General features: G+C 71.8%; 18 protein-coding genes and 1 pseudogene. 8 read left to right on the forward strand and 11 right to left on the reverse strand.

Features of this window, described 5'->3' with window-relative positions:
• Positions 1–35 precede the first annotated feature (35 nt).
• Both A4W93_RS26405 and A4W93_RS26410 read left to right on the forward strand, forming a co-directional pair.
• Positions 36–830: an SDR family NAD(P)-dependent oxidoreductase gene (locus A4W93_RS26405; RefSeq protein ID WP_085753443.1), complete on the forward strand. Its 795-nt coding sequence runs from the start codon at positions 36–38 to the stop codon at positions 828–830.
• Positions 827–1,351, forward strand: a complete 525-nt coding sequence (locus A4W93_RS26410; RefSeq protein ID WP_085753444.1) for an MOSC domain-containing protein — start codon at positions 827–829, stop codon at positions 1,349–1,351. Before A4W93_RS26405 ends, A4W93_RS26410 begins: the two co-directional genes overlap by 4 nt.
• Here the strand turns inward: A4W93_RS26410 and A4W93_RS26415 are convergent.
• On the reverse strand, positions 1,338–2,171 hold the full coding sequence (locus tag A4W93_RS26415; protein WP_085753445.1) for a c-type cytochrome: 834 nt from the start codon (positions 2,169–2,171) through the stop codon (positions 1,338–1,340). The two genes, A4W93_RS26410 and A4W93_RS26415, sit on opposite strands and share 14 nt — an antisense overlap.
• Positions 2,172–2,226: 55 nt before the next feature.
• On the opposite strand from A4W93_RS26415, the gene A4W93_RS26420 reads away from it, so the two are divergent.
• The 3 genes from A4W93_RS26420 to A4W93_RS26430 are packed head-to-tail and all read left to right on the forward strand — an operon-like array spanning position 2,227 to position 5,959.
• Positions 2,227–2,583 carry a c-type cytochrome gene (locus A4W93_RS26420; protein ID WP_085753446.1) on the forward strand — a complete coding sequence of 119 codons (357 nt, stop codon included), beginning with the start codon at positions 2,227–2,229 and terminating at the stop codon, positions 2,581–2,583.
• Entirely contained in the window at positions 2,580–3,470 is an 891-nt protein-coding gene (gene coxB, locus A4W93_RS26425) for a cytochrome c oxidase subunit II (RefSeq protein WP_085753447.1), read from the forward strand. The genes A4W93_RS26420 and coxB overlap by 4 nt, the downstream gene beginning before the upstream one ends.
• Positions 3,467–5,959, forward strand: coding sequence for a cbb3-type cytochrome c oxidase subunit I (locus A4W93_RS26430; RefSeq protein WP_085753448.1), 2,493 nt, complete (start codon positions 3,467–3,469; stop codon positions 5,957–5,959). The genes coxB and A4W93_RS26430 overlap by 4 nt, the downstream gene beginning before the upstream one ends.
• Before the next feature lie 3 nt (positions 5,960–5,962).
• Here A4W93_RS26430 and A4W93_RS26435 read toward each other — a convergent pair whose 3' ends face one another.
• Entirely contained in the window at positions 5,963–7,087 is a 1,125-nt protein-coding gene (locus A4W93_RS26435; RefSeq protein ID WP_085753449.1) for a metallophosphoesterase, read from the reverse strand.
• Between the two features lie 75 nt (positions 7,088–7,162).
• Between A4W93_RS26435 and asd the strand changes: the two genes are divergently transcribed.
• Together asd and A4W93_RS26445 are read left to right on the forward strand one after the other, a co-directional pair.
• Positions 7,163–8,011, forward strand: a complete 849-nt coding sequence (asd, locus tag A4W93_RS26440) for an archaetidylserine decarboxylase (RefSeq protein ID WP_085753450.1) — start codon at positions 7,163–7,165, stop codon at positions 8,009–8,011.
• A 95-nt stretch (positions 8,012–8,106) separates the two neighbouring features.
• Positions 8,107–9,498: a class II fumarate hydratase gene (locus A4W93_RS26445; protein WP_085753451.1), complete on the forward strand. Its 1,392-nt coding sequence runs from the start codon at positions 8,107–8,109 to the stop codon at positions 9,496–9,498.
• A 100-nt stretch (positions 9,499–9,598) separates the two neighbouring features.
• Here A4W93_RS26445 and A4W93_RS26450 read toward each other — a convergent pair whose 3' ends face one another.
• The gene (locus A4W93_RS26450) at positions 9,599–10,075 is read right to left on the reverse strand and encodes a copper chaperone PCu(A)C (RefSeq protein WP_085753452.1); all 477 of its coding nucleotides are present in this window, start codon (positions 10,073–10,075) and stop codon (positions 9,599–9,601) included.
• A 59-nt stretch (positions 10,076–10,134) separates the two neighbouring features.
• Between A4W93_RS26450 and ruvB the strand changes: the two genes are divergently transcribed.
• The gene (gene ruvB / locus A4W93_RS26455) at positions 10,135–11,196 is read left to right on the forward strand and encodes a Holliday junction branch migration DNA helicase RuvB (RefSeq protein WP_085753453.1); all 1,062 of its coding nucleotides are present in this window, start codon (positions 10,135–10,137) and stop codon (positions 11,194–11,196) included.
• Here ruvB and A4W93_RS26460 read toward each other — a convergent pair.
• The 8 genes and pseudogenes from A4W93_RS26460 to A4W93_RS26495 form a co-directional block, all read right to left on the reverse strand.
• On the reverse strand, positions 11,193–11,597 hold the full coding sequence (locus A4W93_RS26460; RefSeq protein WP_085753454.1) for a hypothetical protein: 405 nt from the start codon (positions 11,595–11,597) through the stop codon (positions 11,193–11,195). The two genes, ruvB and A4W93_RS26460, sit on opposite strands and share 4 nt — an antisense overlap.
• 101 nt (positions 11,598–11,698) lie before the next feature.
• Entirely contained in the window at positions 11,699–13,741 is a 2,043-nt protein-coding gene (locus tag A4W93_RS26465; protein WP_085753455.1) for a TonB-dependent receptor family protein, read from the reverse strand.
• A 64-nt stretch (positions 13,742–13,805) separates the two neighbouring features.
• Positions 13,806–14,168 (reverse strand): hypothetical protein, encoded by a 363-nt coding sequence (locus A4W93_RS26470; protein WP_157131782.1) that lies wholly within the window; start codon positions 14,166–14,168, stop codon positions 13,806–13,808.
• A gap of 32 nt (positions 14,169–14,200) precedes the next feature.
• Positions 14,201–14,986 carry a MipA/OmpV family protein gene (locus tag A4W93_RS26475; protein ID WP_085753457.1) on the reverse strand — a complete coding sequence of 262 codons (786 nt, stop codon included), beginning with the start codon at positions 14,984–14,986 and terminating at the stop codon, positions 14,201–14,203.
• A 111-nt stretch (positions 14,987–15,097) separates the two neighbouring features.
• Positions 15,098–16,141 (reverse strand): annotated as a pseudogene (locus A4W93_RS26480) (sterol desaturase family protein); the annotation flags it as partial.
• Between the two features lie 60 nt (positions 16,142–16,201).
• A complete protein-coding gene (locus A4W93_RS26485; protein WP_085753459.1) occupies positions 16,202–16,879 on the reverse strand; it encodes a histidine phosphatase family protein in 678 nt (225 codons plus the stop codon).
• A complete protein-coding gene (locus A4W93_RS26490; RefSeq protein WP_085753460.1) occupies positions 16,876–17,502 on the reverse strand; it encodes a YbhB/YbcL family Raf kinase inhibitor-like protein in 627 nt (208 codons plus the stop codon). The genes A4W93_RS26485 and A4W93_RS26490 overlap by 4 nt, the downstream gene beginning before the upstream one ends.
• 14 nt (positions 17,503–17,516) lie before the next feature.
• Entirely contained in the window at positions 17,517–17,840 is a 324-nt protein-coding gene (locus A4W93_RS26495; RefSeq protein ID WP_085753461.1) for a DUF1840 domain-containing protein, read from the reverse strand.

Raw genomic sequence — 17,840 nt, forward strand, 5'->3', positions numbered from 1 at the left:
CGAATTAATTCCACCCCACCCGTCCGGAGCCCGCCATGAAGATCGACCTGACCGACAAGACCGCCATCGTCACCGGCTCCACCGCCGGCATCGGCCTCGCCATCGCACGGGGGCTCGCCTCCTGCGGCGCCACCGTGGTGGTGAACGGCCGTTCGTCGGATGCCGTCGCGAAGGCCGTCGCGGCCATCGCCAACGATGTCGCCGGCGCCCGCGTGCGCGGCGTGCCGGCCGACCTCGGCACCGCGGAGGGCTGCGCGGCGCTCGTGAAGGCGGAACCCGCCGCGGACATCCTCGTCAACAACGTCGGCATCTACGGACCGAAGGACTTCTTCGAGATCACCGACGAGGACTGGGACCGCTTCTACGAGGTCAACGTGATGTCGGGCGTGCGCCTCTCGCGGGCCTACGCCCCCGGCATGGCCGAGCGCCGCTGGGGCCGCGTGGTGTTCATGTCGTCCGAGTCGGGGCTCAACATCCCGGTGGACATGGTGCACTACGGCTTCACGAAGACGGCGAACCTGTCGGTCTCGCGCGGCCTGGCCAAGCGCATGGCCGGCACGGGTGTCACCGTCAACGCGGTGCTGCCGGGGCCCACGATGTCCGACGGCGTCGTCGGCATGCTCAAGCCCGGGGCCGACCAGGCGGGCAAGACCGTCGACGAGGCCGGTGCCGCATTCGTGCGGAAGATGCGGCCCACCTCCATCATCCAGCGGGTGGCCACGCCGGAGGAGGTGGCGAACCTCGTCGTGTACGTCTGCTCGCCCCTGGCGTCGGCGACGACCGGCGCGGCCCTGCGCGTCGACGGCGGCATCGTCGACACCCTCGCATGACGGACGAACCCGACGGCCTGCGCACGCTGACCGCGCGGTTCCCGCGGCCGGGCCGGGTCGACACGATCCTGCTGCGGCCCGGCCGGCGCGAGCCGATGAAGGCGGTGAACGAAGCCACGGCCCTCGTGCTGCGCGGGCTGGACGGCGACCGCTCAGCGGTGCGCGTCGCGGCCACGGGCAAGCGCCACGTGACGCTGGTCCAGGCCGAACACCTGGCCGTGGTGGCCTCGCTGCTGGGAATCGGCGCGGTGGACCCCGCGCTGCTGCGCCGCAACGTCGTGGTCTCGGGGCTCAACCTGCTGGCCGCGAAGGCCCTCTTCAAGGACACGCCGCTGCAGCTCGCCCTCGGTGACTCGGTGCGGCTGGAAGTCACCGGCCCGTGCGAACCGTGTTCGCGCATGGAGGAGACCTTCGGCCCCGGTGGCTACAACGCGATGCGCGGCCACGGCGGCATCACCGCCCGGGTGGTGGCCGGCGGCGTGTTCCGCGTGGGTGATCCGGTGACGGTCATTCCAGGCTGAGCAGGTAGTCGGCCATCTGGCCGGCGTGTTCGTCGCTCACGCCCAGGTCGGGCATCGCGGTGCCGGGGCGCAGGGACTGCGGCGAGCGGATCCACCGCACGAGGTTCTCGCGCGTGACGGGCACGGCGCCCGCGAAGGCCGACCGCCGGCCGAAGCCGGCCAGCGGCGGCCCCACCTGCGGACCCGAGTCCACCGCGCCGGGGATCTCGTGGCAGCCGGTGCACGCGTGCTGGCGCAGCACCATCAGGGCCTGCTCGCGCGGGTCGCGGTCGTGCGCGGGTGCCCGGCGCTCCGGTCGATCGAGTTCGCAGTCGCCCGCGTTCGCCTGCAACCGGCCGTACGCGGCCGCGTCCAGCGACGGCAGCTGCTGCAGGAAAGCCACCACCGCCCACAGCTCGGCCTCGTCGAACCGGAACTCCCACGCGGGCATGCCGCTCATCTTGATGCCGTGGCGGGTGATCCAGTACAGCTCGGCCGGGCGCCACCGCCGGGCGCCGTCGACGAGCGGGCCGGGCAACGGCTGCATGCCCTGCCCCGCGGCGCCCTGCGGCACGCCCGGGGCGCCGTGGCACAGCACGCAGTGGTCGCGAAAGCAGGCGGCCCCCTTCGCCACCTGCGCGGGATCGCCGAGCGGCGGCACGGCGACACCCGCCGCGTGCCGGCGCACCGAGGCGTGCATCGTGGTCTCCATCACCGTGTAGACGGGCTGCACGTGCTCCTTCGTCGCGCTGACGTCGTAGACACCGCCGAACACCACGGCCACGGCGCCGCCCGCGGCGAGCACCGCGGTGGCGATCGCACACCATCCGAGTCGGGTCATGCCCCCGTCCAGCAAACCGCGCGCCTCGGGCACGCCGTTTGTTCCTCCGGGAGTCATGACCGGTCCCGCTTCGTCCTCGGTGCTGCTGTGCGGCATGCTGCTGCTGGCCGGGTGCGATCGTTCGTCCACCGGCGCCGACGCGGCCCGCGGCCAGGCGTTGCTGGCGCAATACCAGTGCGGCCGCTGCCACGTGATCCCGGACGTGCCCGCGGCCACGGGCACGTCGGCCCCCGCGCTCACGGCGTGGGGACGGCGCAGCTACATTGCCGGGCAACTGCAAAACGAACCGCAAAACTTGCAGCGGTGGCTGCGGTCGCCGCGGTCCGTGGTGCCCGGTGCGGCCATGCCCGACCTCGGCGTCTCCGAGGCCGACGCCCGCGACATGGCCGCCCACCTGATGGGCCTGCGATGAACCCGGCCTCGACCGAAGCCGATGTGCTGGCCGAGGTGGCCTGGGTGCTGATGGTCGGCGGCTTCGCCGTGCTCGCCGCCACGATGGGCGTGCTGGCCCTCGCGCTGCGGCGGGGCCGGCGACCCGTGCCACCGCGGTGGTGGATCGTCGGCGGGGCGGTGGGGCCCGCCACGCTGCTCGCCGCGCTCGCCGTCTGGAGCCAGCTGCGCACGGCCGGGCTGGACGCGCCCCCACCGCCCGGCGCGCTGGTCGTCGCGGTCACCGGCCGGTCGTGGTGGTGGCATGTGCAGTACCGCGAGGTCGGGGTGGTCACCGCCAACGAACTCCGCCTGCCCGCGGGCCGCCCGGTGCACCTCGCACTGATGAGCGACGACGTGATCCACAGCCTCTGGGTGCCCGCGCTCGGCGGCAAGATGGACCTCGTGCCGGGCCGCATCAACCGCCTCGTGATGACCCCGCGCACGCCCGGGACGTACCGCGGGGCGTGTGCCGAGTTCTGCGGCGAGCAGCACGCGAAGATGGCGTTGCACGTCGTCGTGCTGCCGCCGGCCGAGTTCGACCGCTGGCTCGCGGCCCAGGCCGCGCCGGCCGGCCCGCCGCGCACCGACGAGGCACGCCGCGGCCAGCAGCGCTTCACCGACCTCGGCTGCGCGCAATGCCACGCCGTGCGCGGCCACGCCGATGGCGCCGACGCCGGCCCCGACCTCACCCACGTGGCGAGCCGCCTGCACCTGGGCGCGGGCACGGTGAAGAACGACGGCGGCGCACTCGCCGACTGGATCGTGCGCGTGCAGCAGCTCAAGCCGGGCGCCCGCATGCCGGCGGGTCACCACCTGCCGGCCGGCGACCTCGCGGCGCTGGGCGCGTATCTGGCGGAGCGCGAATGAACACCCTGCCCCGCCCGCCCGACGAACTGCCCGCACTGCGCGAGGCGTGGCGCATGCCCACGGGCTGGCGCCGGCTCACGGCCGTCAACAACACGTACATCGGCAAGCTCTACATCGCGACGGCCATGCTGTTCCTCGTGCTGGCCGGCGTGCTCGCGCTGCTGATGCGCGCGCAACTCGCGTTGCCCGACGGGATGGTGATGGGTCCCGCCACGTACCACCAGGTGTTCACGATGCACGGCACCGTGATGATGTTCCTGTTCGCGGTGCCGGTGGTCGAGGCCATCGCCGTGTTCCTGCTGCCCAACATGCTCGGCGCACGCGACCTGCCCTTCCCGCGCCTGTCGGCCTACGCGTACTGGGCCTACGCGTTCGGCGGCATCGCGTTCTTCTGCACGCTGTTCTTCGGCGTGGCGCCCGACGGCGGCTGGTTCATGTACCCGCCGCTCACGGGCCGCGCGCACTCGCCGGGCCTCAACGCGGACTTCTGGCTGCTGGGCATCGGCTTCATCGAGATCTCGGCCATCGCCGGCGCCATCGAGCTGATCGTGGGCATCCTGATGACCCGCGCGCCGGGCATGACGCTCGCGCGCCTGCCGGTCTACGCGTGGGCGATGCTGGTGGTGGGGTTCATGATCGTGTTCGCGTTCCCCGCCGTCATCGCGGGCACGATGCTGCTCGAGCTGGAGCGGGCGTTCGACTGGCCCTTCTTCATCGCCGAACGCGGCGGCGACCCGCTGCTGTGGCAGCACCTGTTCTGGTTCTTCGGGCACCCGGAGGTCTACATCATCTTCCTGCCCGCGGCCGGCCTCGTGTCGGCGCTGCTGCCGGCGGCCGTGCAGGCGCGGCTGGTGGGCCGCACCGCGGTGGTCGTGTCGCTCGCGGCCACCGGGCTCATCAGCTTCCTGCTGTGGGCGCACCACATGTTCACGGCGGGGCTGGGCGGCCTGTCGATGAACCTCGTCTCGCTCGCGAGCCTGGCCGTGGCCGTGCCCACCGCGGTGCAGGTGTTCGCGTGGATCGGCACGATCTGGCGCGGCACCGTGCGCCTGGACACCACGATGCTCTACGTGCTCGGTTTCCTGTTCACGTTCGTGTTCGGCGGCCTCACCGGCGTGATGGTGGCCATCCTGCCGTTCGACTGGCAGGTGCACGACACGTACTTCATCGTCGCCCACCTGCACTACGTGCTGATCGGCGGCGTGCTGTTCCCGATCCTCGCGGCGCTGTACCACTGGGGGCCGCTCGTGAGCGGCCACGCGCTGGGCGAGCGCGCCGGCCGCTGGTCGTTCGCCCTCGTGTTCGGCGGCTTCCACCTCACCTTCTTCCCGATGCACGTCGCCGGGCTGATGGGCATGCCGCGGCGCGTCGCCACCTGGGCGCCGGGGCTCGGCTGGGAGTGGCCGAACCTGCTCTCGTCCATCGGGTCGGCGGTGCTGGCCGTCGGATTCGCGGTGGTGCTGGTCGAAGCCGTGCGCACGTTCCGCCGGCCGGCGAAGGTGCCCGGCAACCCGTGGCACGCCCCCACGCTCGAATGGCTGCCCACGGAAACCTTCGGCGCCCGCAGCACACCGCAGGTCACGTCCGCCGAACCGCTGTGGGAGCAGCCGAACCTGTCCACCGAGGTCGCGGCCGGACAGCACTGGCTGCCCGGCACGGTCACCGGCGGGCGCGAGACGCTGGTCACCACGCCGCACCGGGCGGCGCTGTCGCACCTGGTCGTGCTGCCGGGCCCGAGCTGGCTGCCGGTGGTGGCCGCCCTCGGCACAGCGGCGTTCTTCTTCCTGCTGACGGTGAAGTGGCTCGTGGTGGCGTTCGCGTTCGGGGCGCTGGCGATCGGCGCGACGGTGGCGTGGCTCTGGGAGACCGACCGCGCCCCTGACGAGGCCACCGCGACGGTGGGCGACGGCGTCTTGGTGCCGATCGGCGCGGCCGGGGTCCGGTCCCACTCGTGGTGTGCGATGGTGATCCTGCTCGTGGTGGACGGCACCGTGCTCGCCTCGATGGCGTTCGCCCACGTGCACGTCGCGATGGCCGCGCCGGTGTGCCCGCCGCCGGGCGCCGCGCTGCCGGACGGCATGGGGTGGTCCGCAGCCGGTTTCGCCGCGAGTGCCGTGGCGATGGCCCTCGGCGGCCGGGGCCGGGCCATGCGGCCGCTGGGGGGCGTGGCGATCGCCTGGACCCTCGTGGCCACGGGCCTGGCGGCCTGGGCCTTCACCGGCCTGTTCCAGCAGCACGCCGCGGCGGACCTCGACCCGCGCGCCACCGCCTGGGGCGCGACCGTGGCCGCGCTGCTGGGCTACCAGGGCTTCCACCTCGCGCTCATGGCGCTCCTCGCGGCGGTGCTGGTCACCCGCGTCGCCCGGGGCCTCGCGACACCCCGCCAGAGGGCCACGCGCGACAACGTCGCGCTGCTGTGGCATGGCGCGTGCGCCCAGGGCGTGGTGGTGGCGCTGCTGCCCCACGCCACGGCGTGGGCGATGTCGTGAAGATCAGGCGGCCACGAGCCGCAGGCAGGTGATCTCGGACGGCGCGCCGAAGCGCTTTGGCGGCCCCCAGTAGCCGGTGCCCCGGCTCGTGTAGACCCACAGGTCCTTCAGCTTGTGCAGCCCGGCCGTGAACGGCTGCTGCAACGGCACGAAGAAGTTCCACGGAAAGAACTGGCCGCCGTGGGTGTGGCCCGACAGCTGCAGGTCGTAGCCTGCGTCCACGGCCAGCGCCGCGGTGCGCGGCTGGTGGGCGAGCAGCACGCGCGCGCCCGCGTCCGGCGGGGCCCCGGCCATCGCCCGCACCGGGTCGCTGCGGTGGGTCGGATCGAAGTGGTGGGCCGACCAGTCCGCCACGCCCGCCACGACCAGCTCGCCGCCGCCGTGGCGAAGCACCACGTGTTCGTTCATCAGCACGTTGAGCTGCAACCGGCGCAGCTCGTCGATCCACGCGTGGGCCCCGGCGTAGTACTCGTGGTTGCCGGTCACGACATAGGTGCCGTGGCGCGACACCAGCCGCCCGAGCGGGGCGACGTGGTCGCGCAAATCCGGCACCGTGCCGTCCACGAGGTCGCCGGTCACGGCCACCATGTCGGGCGACAGGCCGTTGACCCGGTCGACGATGGCCTGCACGTAGCGCGCCTTGATGGTGGGCCCGACGTGGATGTCGGTGATCTGGGCGATGGTGAACCCGTCGAGCGCGGCCGGCAGGCCGGCGATGGGCACGTCCACCCGCACCACCGCGGCGGTGCGCCGGGCGTTCAGGAACCCGGCGGCGGTGACCAGCGCGCCCAGCACGAGCACGCCCACGGCCGATCCCGAGACCCAGGCCGGCGCCCAGCCGCCGAACGGCCAGGCCGCCAGCAGCAGCACGTCGCGCGCGAGCGTGAGCACGAAGACGGACGAGAACAGGCCCATCGCCAGCAGCCCGGCCCAGGCCGTGGCGTCGGCGAACCGGCGCGACCGCCAGCGCGTGGCCAGCAGGCCGAGCGGCATCAGCGCGGCCGACACGGCCAGCACCACGCCGAAGGCGGCGTGCCCGGCGGGCAGGTGGGGCCCCAGGCGCAGGCCGAGGTACAGGTGCAGCAGGGCCGACAGGCCGAACAGGAACAGGCGGGACATCCGTCCCATGTGCGGGTCCGTGCGGGGGTTTCAATGGCGGAGCCGCCGATACAATGCGGGCCCCTCGATTGCTTCAGGTTCTCCATGTCCGACCGCCTTGCCGTGTTGCCGCAATACCTGTTGCCGAAGCAGGCACTGACCGCGCTCGCGGGCCGCATCGCCTCGACCCCTGCCGGACCGGCCACCACGCGGTTGATCGAGTGGTTCATCGGCAAGTACAAGGTCGACATGTCCGAAGCGGCCAACCCGGACCCGGCCGCCTACAAGACGTTCAACGAGTTCTTCACCCGGCCGCTGAAGCCCGGCCTGCGCCCCCTCGCGAAGGCCGACCTGGTCTGCCCGGTGGACGGGGCGGTGAGCCAGCACGGGGTCATCGAACACGACCAGATCTTCCAGGCCAAGGGCCACCGCTACTCCACCACCGCGCTGGTGGGCGGTGACGCGGCGCTCGCGAAGCAGTTCGACCACGGCCACTTCGCCACCATCTACCTGAGCCCCCGCGACTACCACCGCATCCACATGCCGTGCGAGGGCCGCCTGCGCCGCATGATCTACGTGCCGGGCGCGCTGTTCTCGGTGAACCCCACCACCGCGCGCGGCGTGCCGGGCCTGTTCGCCCGCAACGAGCGCGTCGTGTGCGTGTTCGAGTCGGCCCTCGGCCCGTTCGTGCTCGTGCTGGTGGGCGCCACCATCGTCGGCAGCATGGCCACGGTGTGGCACGGCGTCGTCAACCCGCCGCGCGGCCGCGACGTGAGGGAATGGACCTACCAGGGCAACGACGTGGTCCTGAAGAAGGGCGAGGAGATGGGCCGGTTCCTGCTCGGCTCCACCGTGGTGCTGCTGTTCCCGAACCTGCCGCTCGCGTTCAACCCGGTGTGGGAACCCCAGCGGCCGGTGCGCCTGGGCGAACTGATGGCGAACAAGTCCACCTGAAAGGCCTGATCACGGCCCTGCCTTCCGGCCAGGGAGACTGACCAGCGGCATCAATCGGAGGACACTGCGGGATTCCCCGTCCAGGAGCCCACGCGATGTCCTCCCTCACTCCCCGAACCCGCCTCGAACGCGACAGCATGGGCGAGCTGGCCGTGCCGGCCGACGCCCTCTACGGTGCGCAGACCCAGCGGGCCGTCGACAACTTCCACATCAGCGGCCAGCGCATGCCGGTCGGCTTCATCCGGGCGGTGCTGCTCGTGAAGGCCGCGGCCGCGCGCGCCAACATCACGCTGGGTGCGATTGCCCCGGAGACGGGCCGCGCCATCGGCGACGCCATCGCGCAGCTGCTCGCCGCGTCCGACGACGAGCGCATGCAGCACTTTCCGGTCGAGGTGTTCCAGACCGGCTCGGGCACCAGCACCAACATGAACGCGAACGAGGTGATCGCCACGCTCGCGGGCCGCGCGCTCGGCGCGCCGGTCGGCGCGAACGACCACGTCAACGCGAGCCAGAGCAGCAACGACGTGATCCCGACGGCGCTGCACGTCAGCACCGCGCTCGCGATCCACGGAGAGCTGCTGCCGGCGCTGGACCACCTCGCGATGGTCATCCGCACGAAGGCCCGCACGGTGCACCAGCACGTGAAGACCGGCCGCACCCACCTGATGGACGCGATGCCCGTGCGCCTGAGCCAGGTGCTCGACGGCTGGGCGCAGCAGGTGGAGGACGCCGCGGCGCACCTGCGCACGGGCCTGCCCGCGCTGCAGCGCCTCGCGCAGGGCGGCACCGCGGTGGGCACCGGCGTCAACACCGACCCGGCCTTCGCGCAGCGCTTCGCCGAGGAGCTGAGCACCGCCACCGGCCTCGCCTTCTCGCCCGCGCCGAACTTCTTCGCGGTGATGGGCGCGCAGGACACGGTCGTCGCCACGTCGGGCCAGCTGAAGGCGGCGGCGGTGGCGCTGATGAAGATCGCGAACGACCTGCGCTGGATGAACTCGGGGCCGCTCGCCGGCCTCGCCGAGATCGAGCTGGAAGCGCTGCAGCCGGGCTCGTCGATCATGCCGGGCAAGGTGAACCCGGTGATCCCGGAAGCCACGGCCATGGTGGCCGCGCAGGTGATCGGCAACGATGCCACCATCACGGTGGCCGGCCAGTCGGGCAACTTCGAACTGAACGTGATGCTGCCGGTGATCGCGCGCAACGTGCTCGAGTCGGTGCAGCTGCTGGCCAACGCCAGCCGGCTGCTGGCGGACAAGGCCATCGCCACGTTCAAGGTCAATGAACCGAGCCTCAAGGAGGCGCTGGCACGCAACCCGATCCTGGTGACGGCGCTGAACCCGCTGATCGGCTACCTGAAGGCGGCGGAGATCGCGAAGATCGCCTACAAGGAAGGGCGGCCCATCCTGGACGTGGCCGACGAACACACGGACCTCGGCCGGGAGAAGCTGGCCGAGTTGCTGGATCCGGTCAAGCTGACCGGGCCCTGAGGTTCGACGTCATCCCGGCGAACGCCGGGATCCACCGCGGCCGCAGCGCGCAGGCGGGCGAGTGGGCCCCGGCGTTCGCCGGGGTGACCGCTGTCGTGTGTCAGTGCTTGTGGTTGCCGTGCCCACCGTGATCCTGCGCCGGCGCGGCCGCCGCATTCACCTGCACCGTCACCTTCACCTCCCCCGCCTTCGCGAACTTCAGCGTGGCCGGGAAGGTGTCGCCCGCCTTCAGCGGCCCCTTGAGGCCGATGAACATGATGTGCAGGCCGCCCGGCTTCAGCTCCACGCTGCCGCCCGCGGGCACGTCGATGCCGTCGACCTGGCGCATGCGCATCACGTCGCCCTCCATCGACATCGAGTGCAGCTCCACCGACTTCGACACGTCGGCCGAGACCGACAGCAGGCGGTCGGCCTCCTTGCCGGTGTTGGTGACCTTCAGGTAGCCTCCGCCGGCCGGCTGGCCAGGCACGGTGGCGCGCGCGTAGGGCGCGTCCACGCGCACGGTGGACTGGGCCGCCGCCACGGAGGCGAACAGCGCGAGGGAGAGGCCGGCGAGGGTGCGGGAAAGAGAGGTCATCGGGGATTCCTTCTGGGCATCGGTGCCCGGGTATTGTCAGCGAACGGGATAATGGGGGAATGAGCATCCAGACCGACGAATTCGAGCCCGTGCGACGGGTCGTCAGCGCCGCCCCGGCCTCGCCGAACGAGGAGGCCATCGAACGCGCGCTGCGTCCGAAGGGCCTGGCCGAGTACGTGGGGCAGGCGAAGGCGCGCGAGCAGCTCGAGATCTTCATCGGCGCGGCGAAGAAGCGGTCGGAGGCGATGGACCACGTGCTGCTGTTCGGCCCGCCGGGCCTCGGCAAGACCACGCTCAGCCACATCATCGCGAACGAGCTGGGCGTGAACCTGCGCCAGACCTCGGGCCCCGTGCTCGAGAAGCCGAAGGACCTGGCCGCGCTGCTCACGAACCTCGAACGCAACGACGTGCTGTTCATCGACGAGATCCACCGGCTCTCGCCGGTCGTCGAGGAAATCCTGTACCCCGCGCTCGAGGACTACCAGATCGACATCATGATCGGCGAAGGCCCGGCGGCCCGCTCGATCAAGCTCGACCTGCAGCCGTTCACGCTCGTGGGCGCCACCACCCGCGCGGGCATGCTCACGAACCCGCTGCGCGACCGCTTCGGCATCGTCGCGCGCCTCGAGTTCTACACGTCCGAGGAACTCGCGCGCATCGTCACGCGTTCGTCGGGCCTGCTCGACGTGCCCATCGACGCCGAAGGTGCGGTGGAGATCGCCCGCCGCTCGCGCGGCACGCCGCGCATCGCGAACCGCCTGCTGCGCCGCGTGCGCGACTATGCCGACGTGAAGGGCGACGGCCGCATCACGAAGCCGCTGGCCGACCGCGCGCTGCAGATGCTCGACGTGGACCCGCAGGGTTTCGACGTGATGGACCGCAAGCTGCTCGAGGCCGTGATCCACCGCTTCGACGGCGGGCCCGTGGGCCTCGACAACGTGGCCGCGGCCATCGGCGAGGAACGCGACACGATCGAAGACGTGATCGAGCCGTACCTGATCCAGCAGGGCTTCCTGCAGCGCACACCGCGCGGGCGCATCGCCACGATGGCGGCGTACCGCCACCTGGGCGTGACCCCGCCGAAGCGCGGCAGCGCGCCCGACCTGTTCGACGCGGTCTAGATCAGGTCCTGCACCGCGAGGCGGTGGTACTTGACCGCCATCGGCGCGCCGAAGCGTTTCGCCACCGCGGTCACCTGGTCGGTCTCCTCGTCCTCCGGCGCGTACACCAGCAGCCAGCGGTGGCCCTCGTCGGAGAGCTTCTGGTAGCGGCGCATCAGCGTGATCTCGTAGCCGAAGCCCGCGGCCTCGCTGCTGTGCTCGATCATCTCGCGCATGCGCACCTGGCCCTCCTCCGAGTCGAAGTGCAGGATGTCCTCGGCCTCGAAGCCGGCCTCGAGCAGGGCCTGCGCGGCCTGCCGCACCGGCTCGCCCTCGGGCAGCGCGATCATCACGTGCCCCACGGGCTTGAAGGTGCCCAGCGACTGGGGCATGTCGGCGAGGGTCAGTCGGCGTGTCCACATGGGAGGTCTCCGGCAGTTGAGGCCTGACCCAGTCTAGGCATCGAGCCGGTCTCGTCAAACTGTCGGACAAGTTTCCCTGCCCGGTCGCGGGGCGACGCATCTCAGCGGAACTTCCAGTCGAGGCCGGCATACACGGCACGGCCATCGCCCGGCATGAACTGCGCCGTGTCGGCCCCGCCCGCGTTGCGCACGACACCCGTGGCCGAGGCGTAGTGCTTGTCCGACAGGTTGCGCCCGTCGACGAACCACGACACGCCCTTGACCACGTCACCGGACGCGCGCAGGCCCCAGATCACGTAGCGCTTCGCGCCGAAGCTGTTCGTGAAGTCGATGGGGTAGCCGCTCGACCCTTCGGCGTGCAGCGCCACCAGCGTGCCCTGCGCGAAGCGCCAGCCGGCCTGGGCGCGGCCGAAGTACTTCGGGATGCCAGGCAACGCGTTGTTGCCGTACACCGCGTCGTCGCGGAAGCGGAAGTGGTTCCACAGCGCGTTGGCGGACCATTCGACCTGGCCTTCGGGCCGGCGCAGCGCCTCGCCCGACAGGCCCAGTTCGATGCCGCGGTGCAGCGTGCGGTCGGCGTTCACCGTGGTGCTGGCACCCGCCGAGTTGACGGCGATCTGCAGCAGTTCGTCCTTCACGCGGGCCTCGTAGAACGAGGTGTCCCACACGAGGCCGTTCCACCGGCCGCGCGTGCCGACCTCGAAGGTGTCCGCGCGCTGGGCGGCGTTGAGCGTGGGCGTGAGGCCGCCGGCCAGTTCGCTGAACGTGGGCGGCTCCATGCTGCGCGAGAGGTTCGCGTAGACCTGCACGGTTTTCGAGAGGTCCCAGCGCACGCCGAGCTTCGGGTTCGTGCCGCTGTAGTGCTGGTCGAAGCCCTCGTCGACGCCGGCCACGACGAACCGATCCTCCAGGCGGCGGGACGACTCGACGTGCTGCAGGCCGGCGATCAGCGCGACATCGGGGCGCAGGAGGTACTGGTCCTCGACGTACACCTCGACGTTGCTCGCGGTCTGCTTCGACGCGTTCGTGCGTGCGCCCGAACGGCCGCCGACGTTGACGTAGCGGTCCTCGTCGGTCACGCCGCGGCTCGGCGCGATGCCGGCGGTGAGGCGGTTGGGGCCGTCCTCGCGCACGTAGCGCAGCTCGAGGCCCACGTCCTGGTTGTGCTGGTCGATGACCTGGAAGATCGGGTGGTGCAGGGTCTTGTCGGACAGGAACACGAAGCCTTCGACACGCTGCGGGCCGTCCTGCCACACCGTCTTGTTCGACAGGCGCGTCCAGCGGATGTCGCGGTGCTGGTCGCCCGTGATGTTGCCCACGGCCGCCTGGCTCGGGTCGCTCTCGAGCTGCGCCCGCGTCAGCGAGCCGGGCAGTTCGGAGTCGCTGTCGACGTAGCCCAGGTAGAAGCGGGTCTCGAGGTGGTCGGCCAGCTGGTAGCCGAGGTTGGCGGAGAGGCGGCCCGTCGACTGCTGCGCGTGGTCGCGGAAGCCGTCCTGGCGGAAGCCGCTCGCGGACACGTAGTGGTCGAGCCGGCCGTTCACGTCGCCGGTCGCGACCTGCACGCGGCCGTAGCCGAAGCTGCCGGCCTCGCCGCGCACCCGCAGGAGGTCGGCGTTGTAGCCGTTCGGCGAGACGAAGTTGACCGCGCCGCCGAGCGTGGCCGCGCCGTACTGCAGTGCATTGGCGCCGCGCCACACCTCGATGTAGCGCGCCGACAGCGGCTCGATCGCCTGGAAGTCGAAGCTGCCGTCGGCGAGGTTCAGCGGCACGCCGTCCTGCATCAGCTTGAGGCCCCGGCCATGGAAGGTGCGCTGCAGGCCCGAGCCGCGGATCGAGATGCGCGACTCCTCGGCGCCGAAGCGCGGCTGCACGTAGACGCCGGTGGCGTTGCCGAGCGCGTCGGTGAGGTTCGAGACGCGGCCGCTGTCGTACGTGGCGGCATCCACCACCTCGGCCCCGCCGGGCACCGTGGCCAGGCGCTGGCGGGCGGTGGGCAGGTCGGGCTGGGTCAGCGTGGACTGGTCGGGGTTCTTCTGGCCGGTGACGACGACCGGGGCGAGTTCGACGCCCGTCTGGGCATGGGCGAACGAGGCGAGGACGCACAGCGGCGCCAGGGCCGCGAGCGGCCGGGGAATGCGGGACATGGTGTCTCCAGAAACGAATGCGAGCCCGCGCGGTGGTGCACCACGCGGGGAATGGCAGGTCGGATCAGGAGAGGACGGGCGGGCCGCGCGACAGCGGCGCGAGCCATTGCGCCGCGAGGCGCTGGGCGGTGAGCGGTTCGGCCGGGGCCGCGTGCGACAGCGGGTGCAACGCCATCGCGGCCACCGTGGGCAGCAGCGCCGGCGGCGTCATGGCGCCGCAGCAGTCGAGGCACGAACGGGGCTGGGCGTCGATGGCCTTGCCGTTCGCGTCGAACACCTGCGGACCGGTGCTGGTGCAGACCTCGGTGCCCGAGGCCATCGCGACCGCGTGCGCCGTGGACACCCACGGCTGCCACAGCAACGACAGCACGAGCAGCACCGCCAGCAGGAGGCGGTGGTGTCGGGGGGCGGTGCGGGGCGCGGTCACGGCCGCCATTCTAGGGCGGCCGGGTCGGAACGTCAGAACCGGTAGGTCGAGAACACCGAGTACGTGTTCTGGGTCGTGTCCTGCGTGATCGGGCTGTCGGCCGCGTCGCCGCGCAGCTTCGACAGCACGACGCGTGCACCCAGGCCCCAGCGCGGGGACAGGCCGTACTCCGCGCCGAAGGCGAGGCGCACGCTGTTGAGGCCGCCGTCGGCGTGGTACTCGGCGCGGCCCGAACGGGCGCTCTGGGTGGCGTCGATGCCGAAGAAGGTCTGCTGGTTGCGGCGGTCGCCGAACGTGAAGCCCGGCGCGACGCTCAGCGCGAAGCGCTCGGTCACGCGGTACTTGCCTTCGAGGTCCACGAGGCCGTACGTGCCGTGGCCGTTGCCGCCGATGTCGGTGGTGACGGCCGCGCGCGCGGTGAACCACTGCTCGGTGAAGCTGCCGAACGCGGCCAGCTGCGCGGTGGCGTCGATGTCACCCAGGCCGGCCAGGCGGGCGTCGTCCTTCTCTTCGCGGGGTTGGGCGAAGCCGCTGCCCACGGCGAGGCCGAAGCGCCACTGCGAAGTGCGCACCAGGTCGTAGCCGATGCCGAACGGCACGCCCGCGGCCGGCAGCGCGCCGAGGAACCAGCGGCCGTTGTTCGCGAGCAGCACGGGCACCGGCATGACCTTCTGCTGGTCGCTGCCGGGGTACTCGGGGGTGCTGACCACGCCGAGCCCGAGCGTGACGTTCCAGTTGTTGTCGGGGGCGGCGGGCTGGGCGAACGCGGGGGCGGACGCGGCGAGCGCCGCAACGAGGCAGGTGATCGAACGGATCATCGGGCGGGCTCCGGTGGGAAAACCCGCGATTGTGCCGGCGAGTTTTTAAGAATCGATGAGGGGGGCCATCGCAGCGGGTTCGCCGTCGGTCGCCGCGCGCTGGCACAACCAGCCCACGGCGCACAGCCCCGCGACGATGCCGGCCGCCACGGCCACCGACGTTCCCGTGGCGAGGAGGTGGGCGTTCCAGAGCCACCATGCGGTGGCGCCGAGCAGCACCACGAACAGGCCAGCGGCGGCCCCGGCGGCGCGGCGCGACATCGGCGGGTCGAAGCGCTCGACCTTCGCGATGTCGAACGGCACCTTCGGGAACCGGGCCGCGACGTCGTCAGGCCGCCAGCCCGGTGGCTCGAACCACACGCGCAGCTTGTCGGACCAGCGCTTCGTGTGCCAGCTGTCGTGGGCCAGCCCCGCGTACACCTGCAGGTTCGCCCACAGGGGGTTCCAGCTGCGCAGCGGGCCACGGCTGCCGTACACGCACGGGTCGCTGTCGACCTCCTCCTGGAACGTGCCGAAGAGGCGGTCCCACACGATCAGGATGCCGCCGTAGTTGCGGTCGAGGTAGCGGTCGTTCACCGCGTGGTGCACGCGGTGGTTGCTGGGCGCGCAGAACCAGCGGTCGAACGCGCCGAGCTTGCCGATCTGCTGCGTGTGCACCCAGTACTGGTAGAGCAGGTCGATCAGGGCGACCACCGCGAAGACCAGCGGCGGGAACCCGAGCACGGCCATCGGCAGGTAGAAGAGCCAGCCGGCCACCCAGCCGCTGCCGGTCTGGCGCAGCGCGGTGCTGAGGTTGTAGTCCTCGCTCTGGTGGTGCACCACGTGCGCGGCCCAGAACAGCGCCACGGTGTGGCCCAGGCGGTGGTGCCAGTAGTAGCAGAAGTCGTAGAGCATGAGGCCGACGACCCACACCCAGGGGCTGGACGCGGACAGCTGCACGAGCGACGCGTGCTCGAACACCACCGTGTAGAGCCCGAGCGTGATCACGGCGCTGAACACGCCGACGATCTGGCTCAGCACGCCGAGCCCGATGCTGTTGAGCGCGTCGTTGAGGCGGTAGGTGTCGCGCCCGCGCCGCCGGCCGACGAACCACTCGAGGGCGATCAGCAGCAGGAAGACGGGGGTTGCGAGGACGATGACTTGGGGGCCGGTCATGGCCCCATGCTCGCCCCATCCGGGCGCACGCGACAGAGCGGTTTCCCCGAGGGGAACCGCTCAGGCGGCGTGGCCCACGCGGCCGGCGCCGGACGCGTCGTTGGTCTCGTCGCGCGCGACCGCGCCGTCGAGGTGCTGCGTGTCGCTCCAGCCCACGAGCGAGAAGCCCTCGGGGGACCACAGCAGCCGGTTGATGCTCGCGTTGCCGAGCAGCCAGGACCGCGGCGCCTGCAGGTCCACGCGGGTGGCCGCGCGGTACAGGCAGTCCATCACGCCGCCATGGGCCACGAGCGCGATCGACTGGCCCGGGTGGGCCGCGGCGATGCGGGCCGCGGTGTCGACACAGCGCTGGTAGAACTCGGTGAGCACCTCGCCGCCGTCGGGTCCGAACGATGGATCGCGCTTGCGCCAGCGCACTGCGGCCTCTGGCCACTGCGCCTCGATCTCGGCGAACGTGAGGCCCTGGAACACGCCGAAGGCGCGCTCGCGCAGGCCGGTGTCCAGCACCAGCGGCAGGCCGGCGCCGCGGCCCACCGCCTCGGCGGTTTCGCGGGCGCGGGCCAGGTCGCTCGTGTAGACGGCGTCGAGCCCTTCGTCGGCGATGGCGCGGCCGAGCTGCTCGGCCTGCCAGCGTCCGGTGGCATTCAGGGGGATGTCCAGCTGGCCCTGGATGCGGGTGTCGACGTTCCAGGCGGTCTCGCCGTGGCGGATCGCCAGGATGCGGGTGGTCTGGTTCACAGGAGGCGGGCGTTGAGCGTGTAGGTGGCGGTGAGCGAGGCCTCGGCGAGCACGTGCGGCGCGATCGCGGCACGCACCTGGGCGCCGGTGAACGCGCCGTCGACGGCCACCTTCGGCACCGACAGCGCGTAGAGCGTGAACACGTAGTGGTGCACGAGCGCGTCGTTGAACGGAGGGAACGGGCCGTCGTAGCCGAAGTACTGGCCGGCCATGTCCGGGTTCGAGGCGAACCAGCCGGTGAAGTCGTTCAGGCCGTGGCGCGCGCCGTGCGCCGTGGCCGGACCGGGCCGGCCCTTCGGCACGAAACCCTTGGCGAACTCGCCCTGGGCGATCTCGCGCAGCGCGGCGGGCAGGTCCACGAGAGTCCAGTGGAAGAAGTCGACGCGCGGCAGGTCGGCGGGCACCTCGCGGCCGGGCTGGTTGACGTCGTCGCCGCGGCTCGGCACGTCGCCGTCGCAGCAGACCAGCACGAACGACTGGGTGCCGGCAGGCACGTCGGACCACGCCAGGTGCGGGTTCACGTCGTCGGAGAAGGTGGCCTGGCCCTGGCCGTCGGGCTTCCCGGCGGCGAAGCGCGCGGGCAGGGGTTGGTGGTCGGTGAAGTCGTTGCTGTCGAGTTTCATGGCGGGTTCCTGTCTCAGACGCCCCAGACGATGTCGTGGCCGGCGGGCTGGGCGCGTTTCATCAGTTCGACGAGGGGCCAGGCACGCTGGCGCAGGGACACCCCTTCGCGCGGCGGCAGGGTCTTGCCCTCGGCTTCGGCCTCGGCTTCCTGCTGCTTGCGCAGGGTGTCCTCGGCGGCGATGGCCTGCTCGATGGCGGCGATGGCCGCGGGCATGGCGGCGGGTTCGATGATGCCGGTGGGCGCCGGCGACTTGCCGATCACGCGCAGCACCTCGTCGCCGTTGGCGCCCATCATGATCACGTCGCTGCCGGCCTTCGATCTGAATTTGTAGAGCAT

Source organism: Piscinibacter gummiphilus (assembly GCF_002116905.1).
Taxonomy (GTDB): domain Bacteria; phylum Pseudomonadota; class Gammaproteobacteria; order Burkholderiales; family Burkholderiaceae_C; genus Rhizobacter; species Rhizobacter gummiphilus.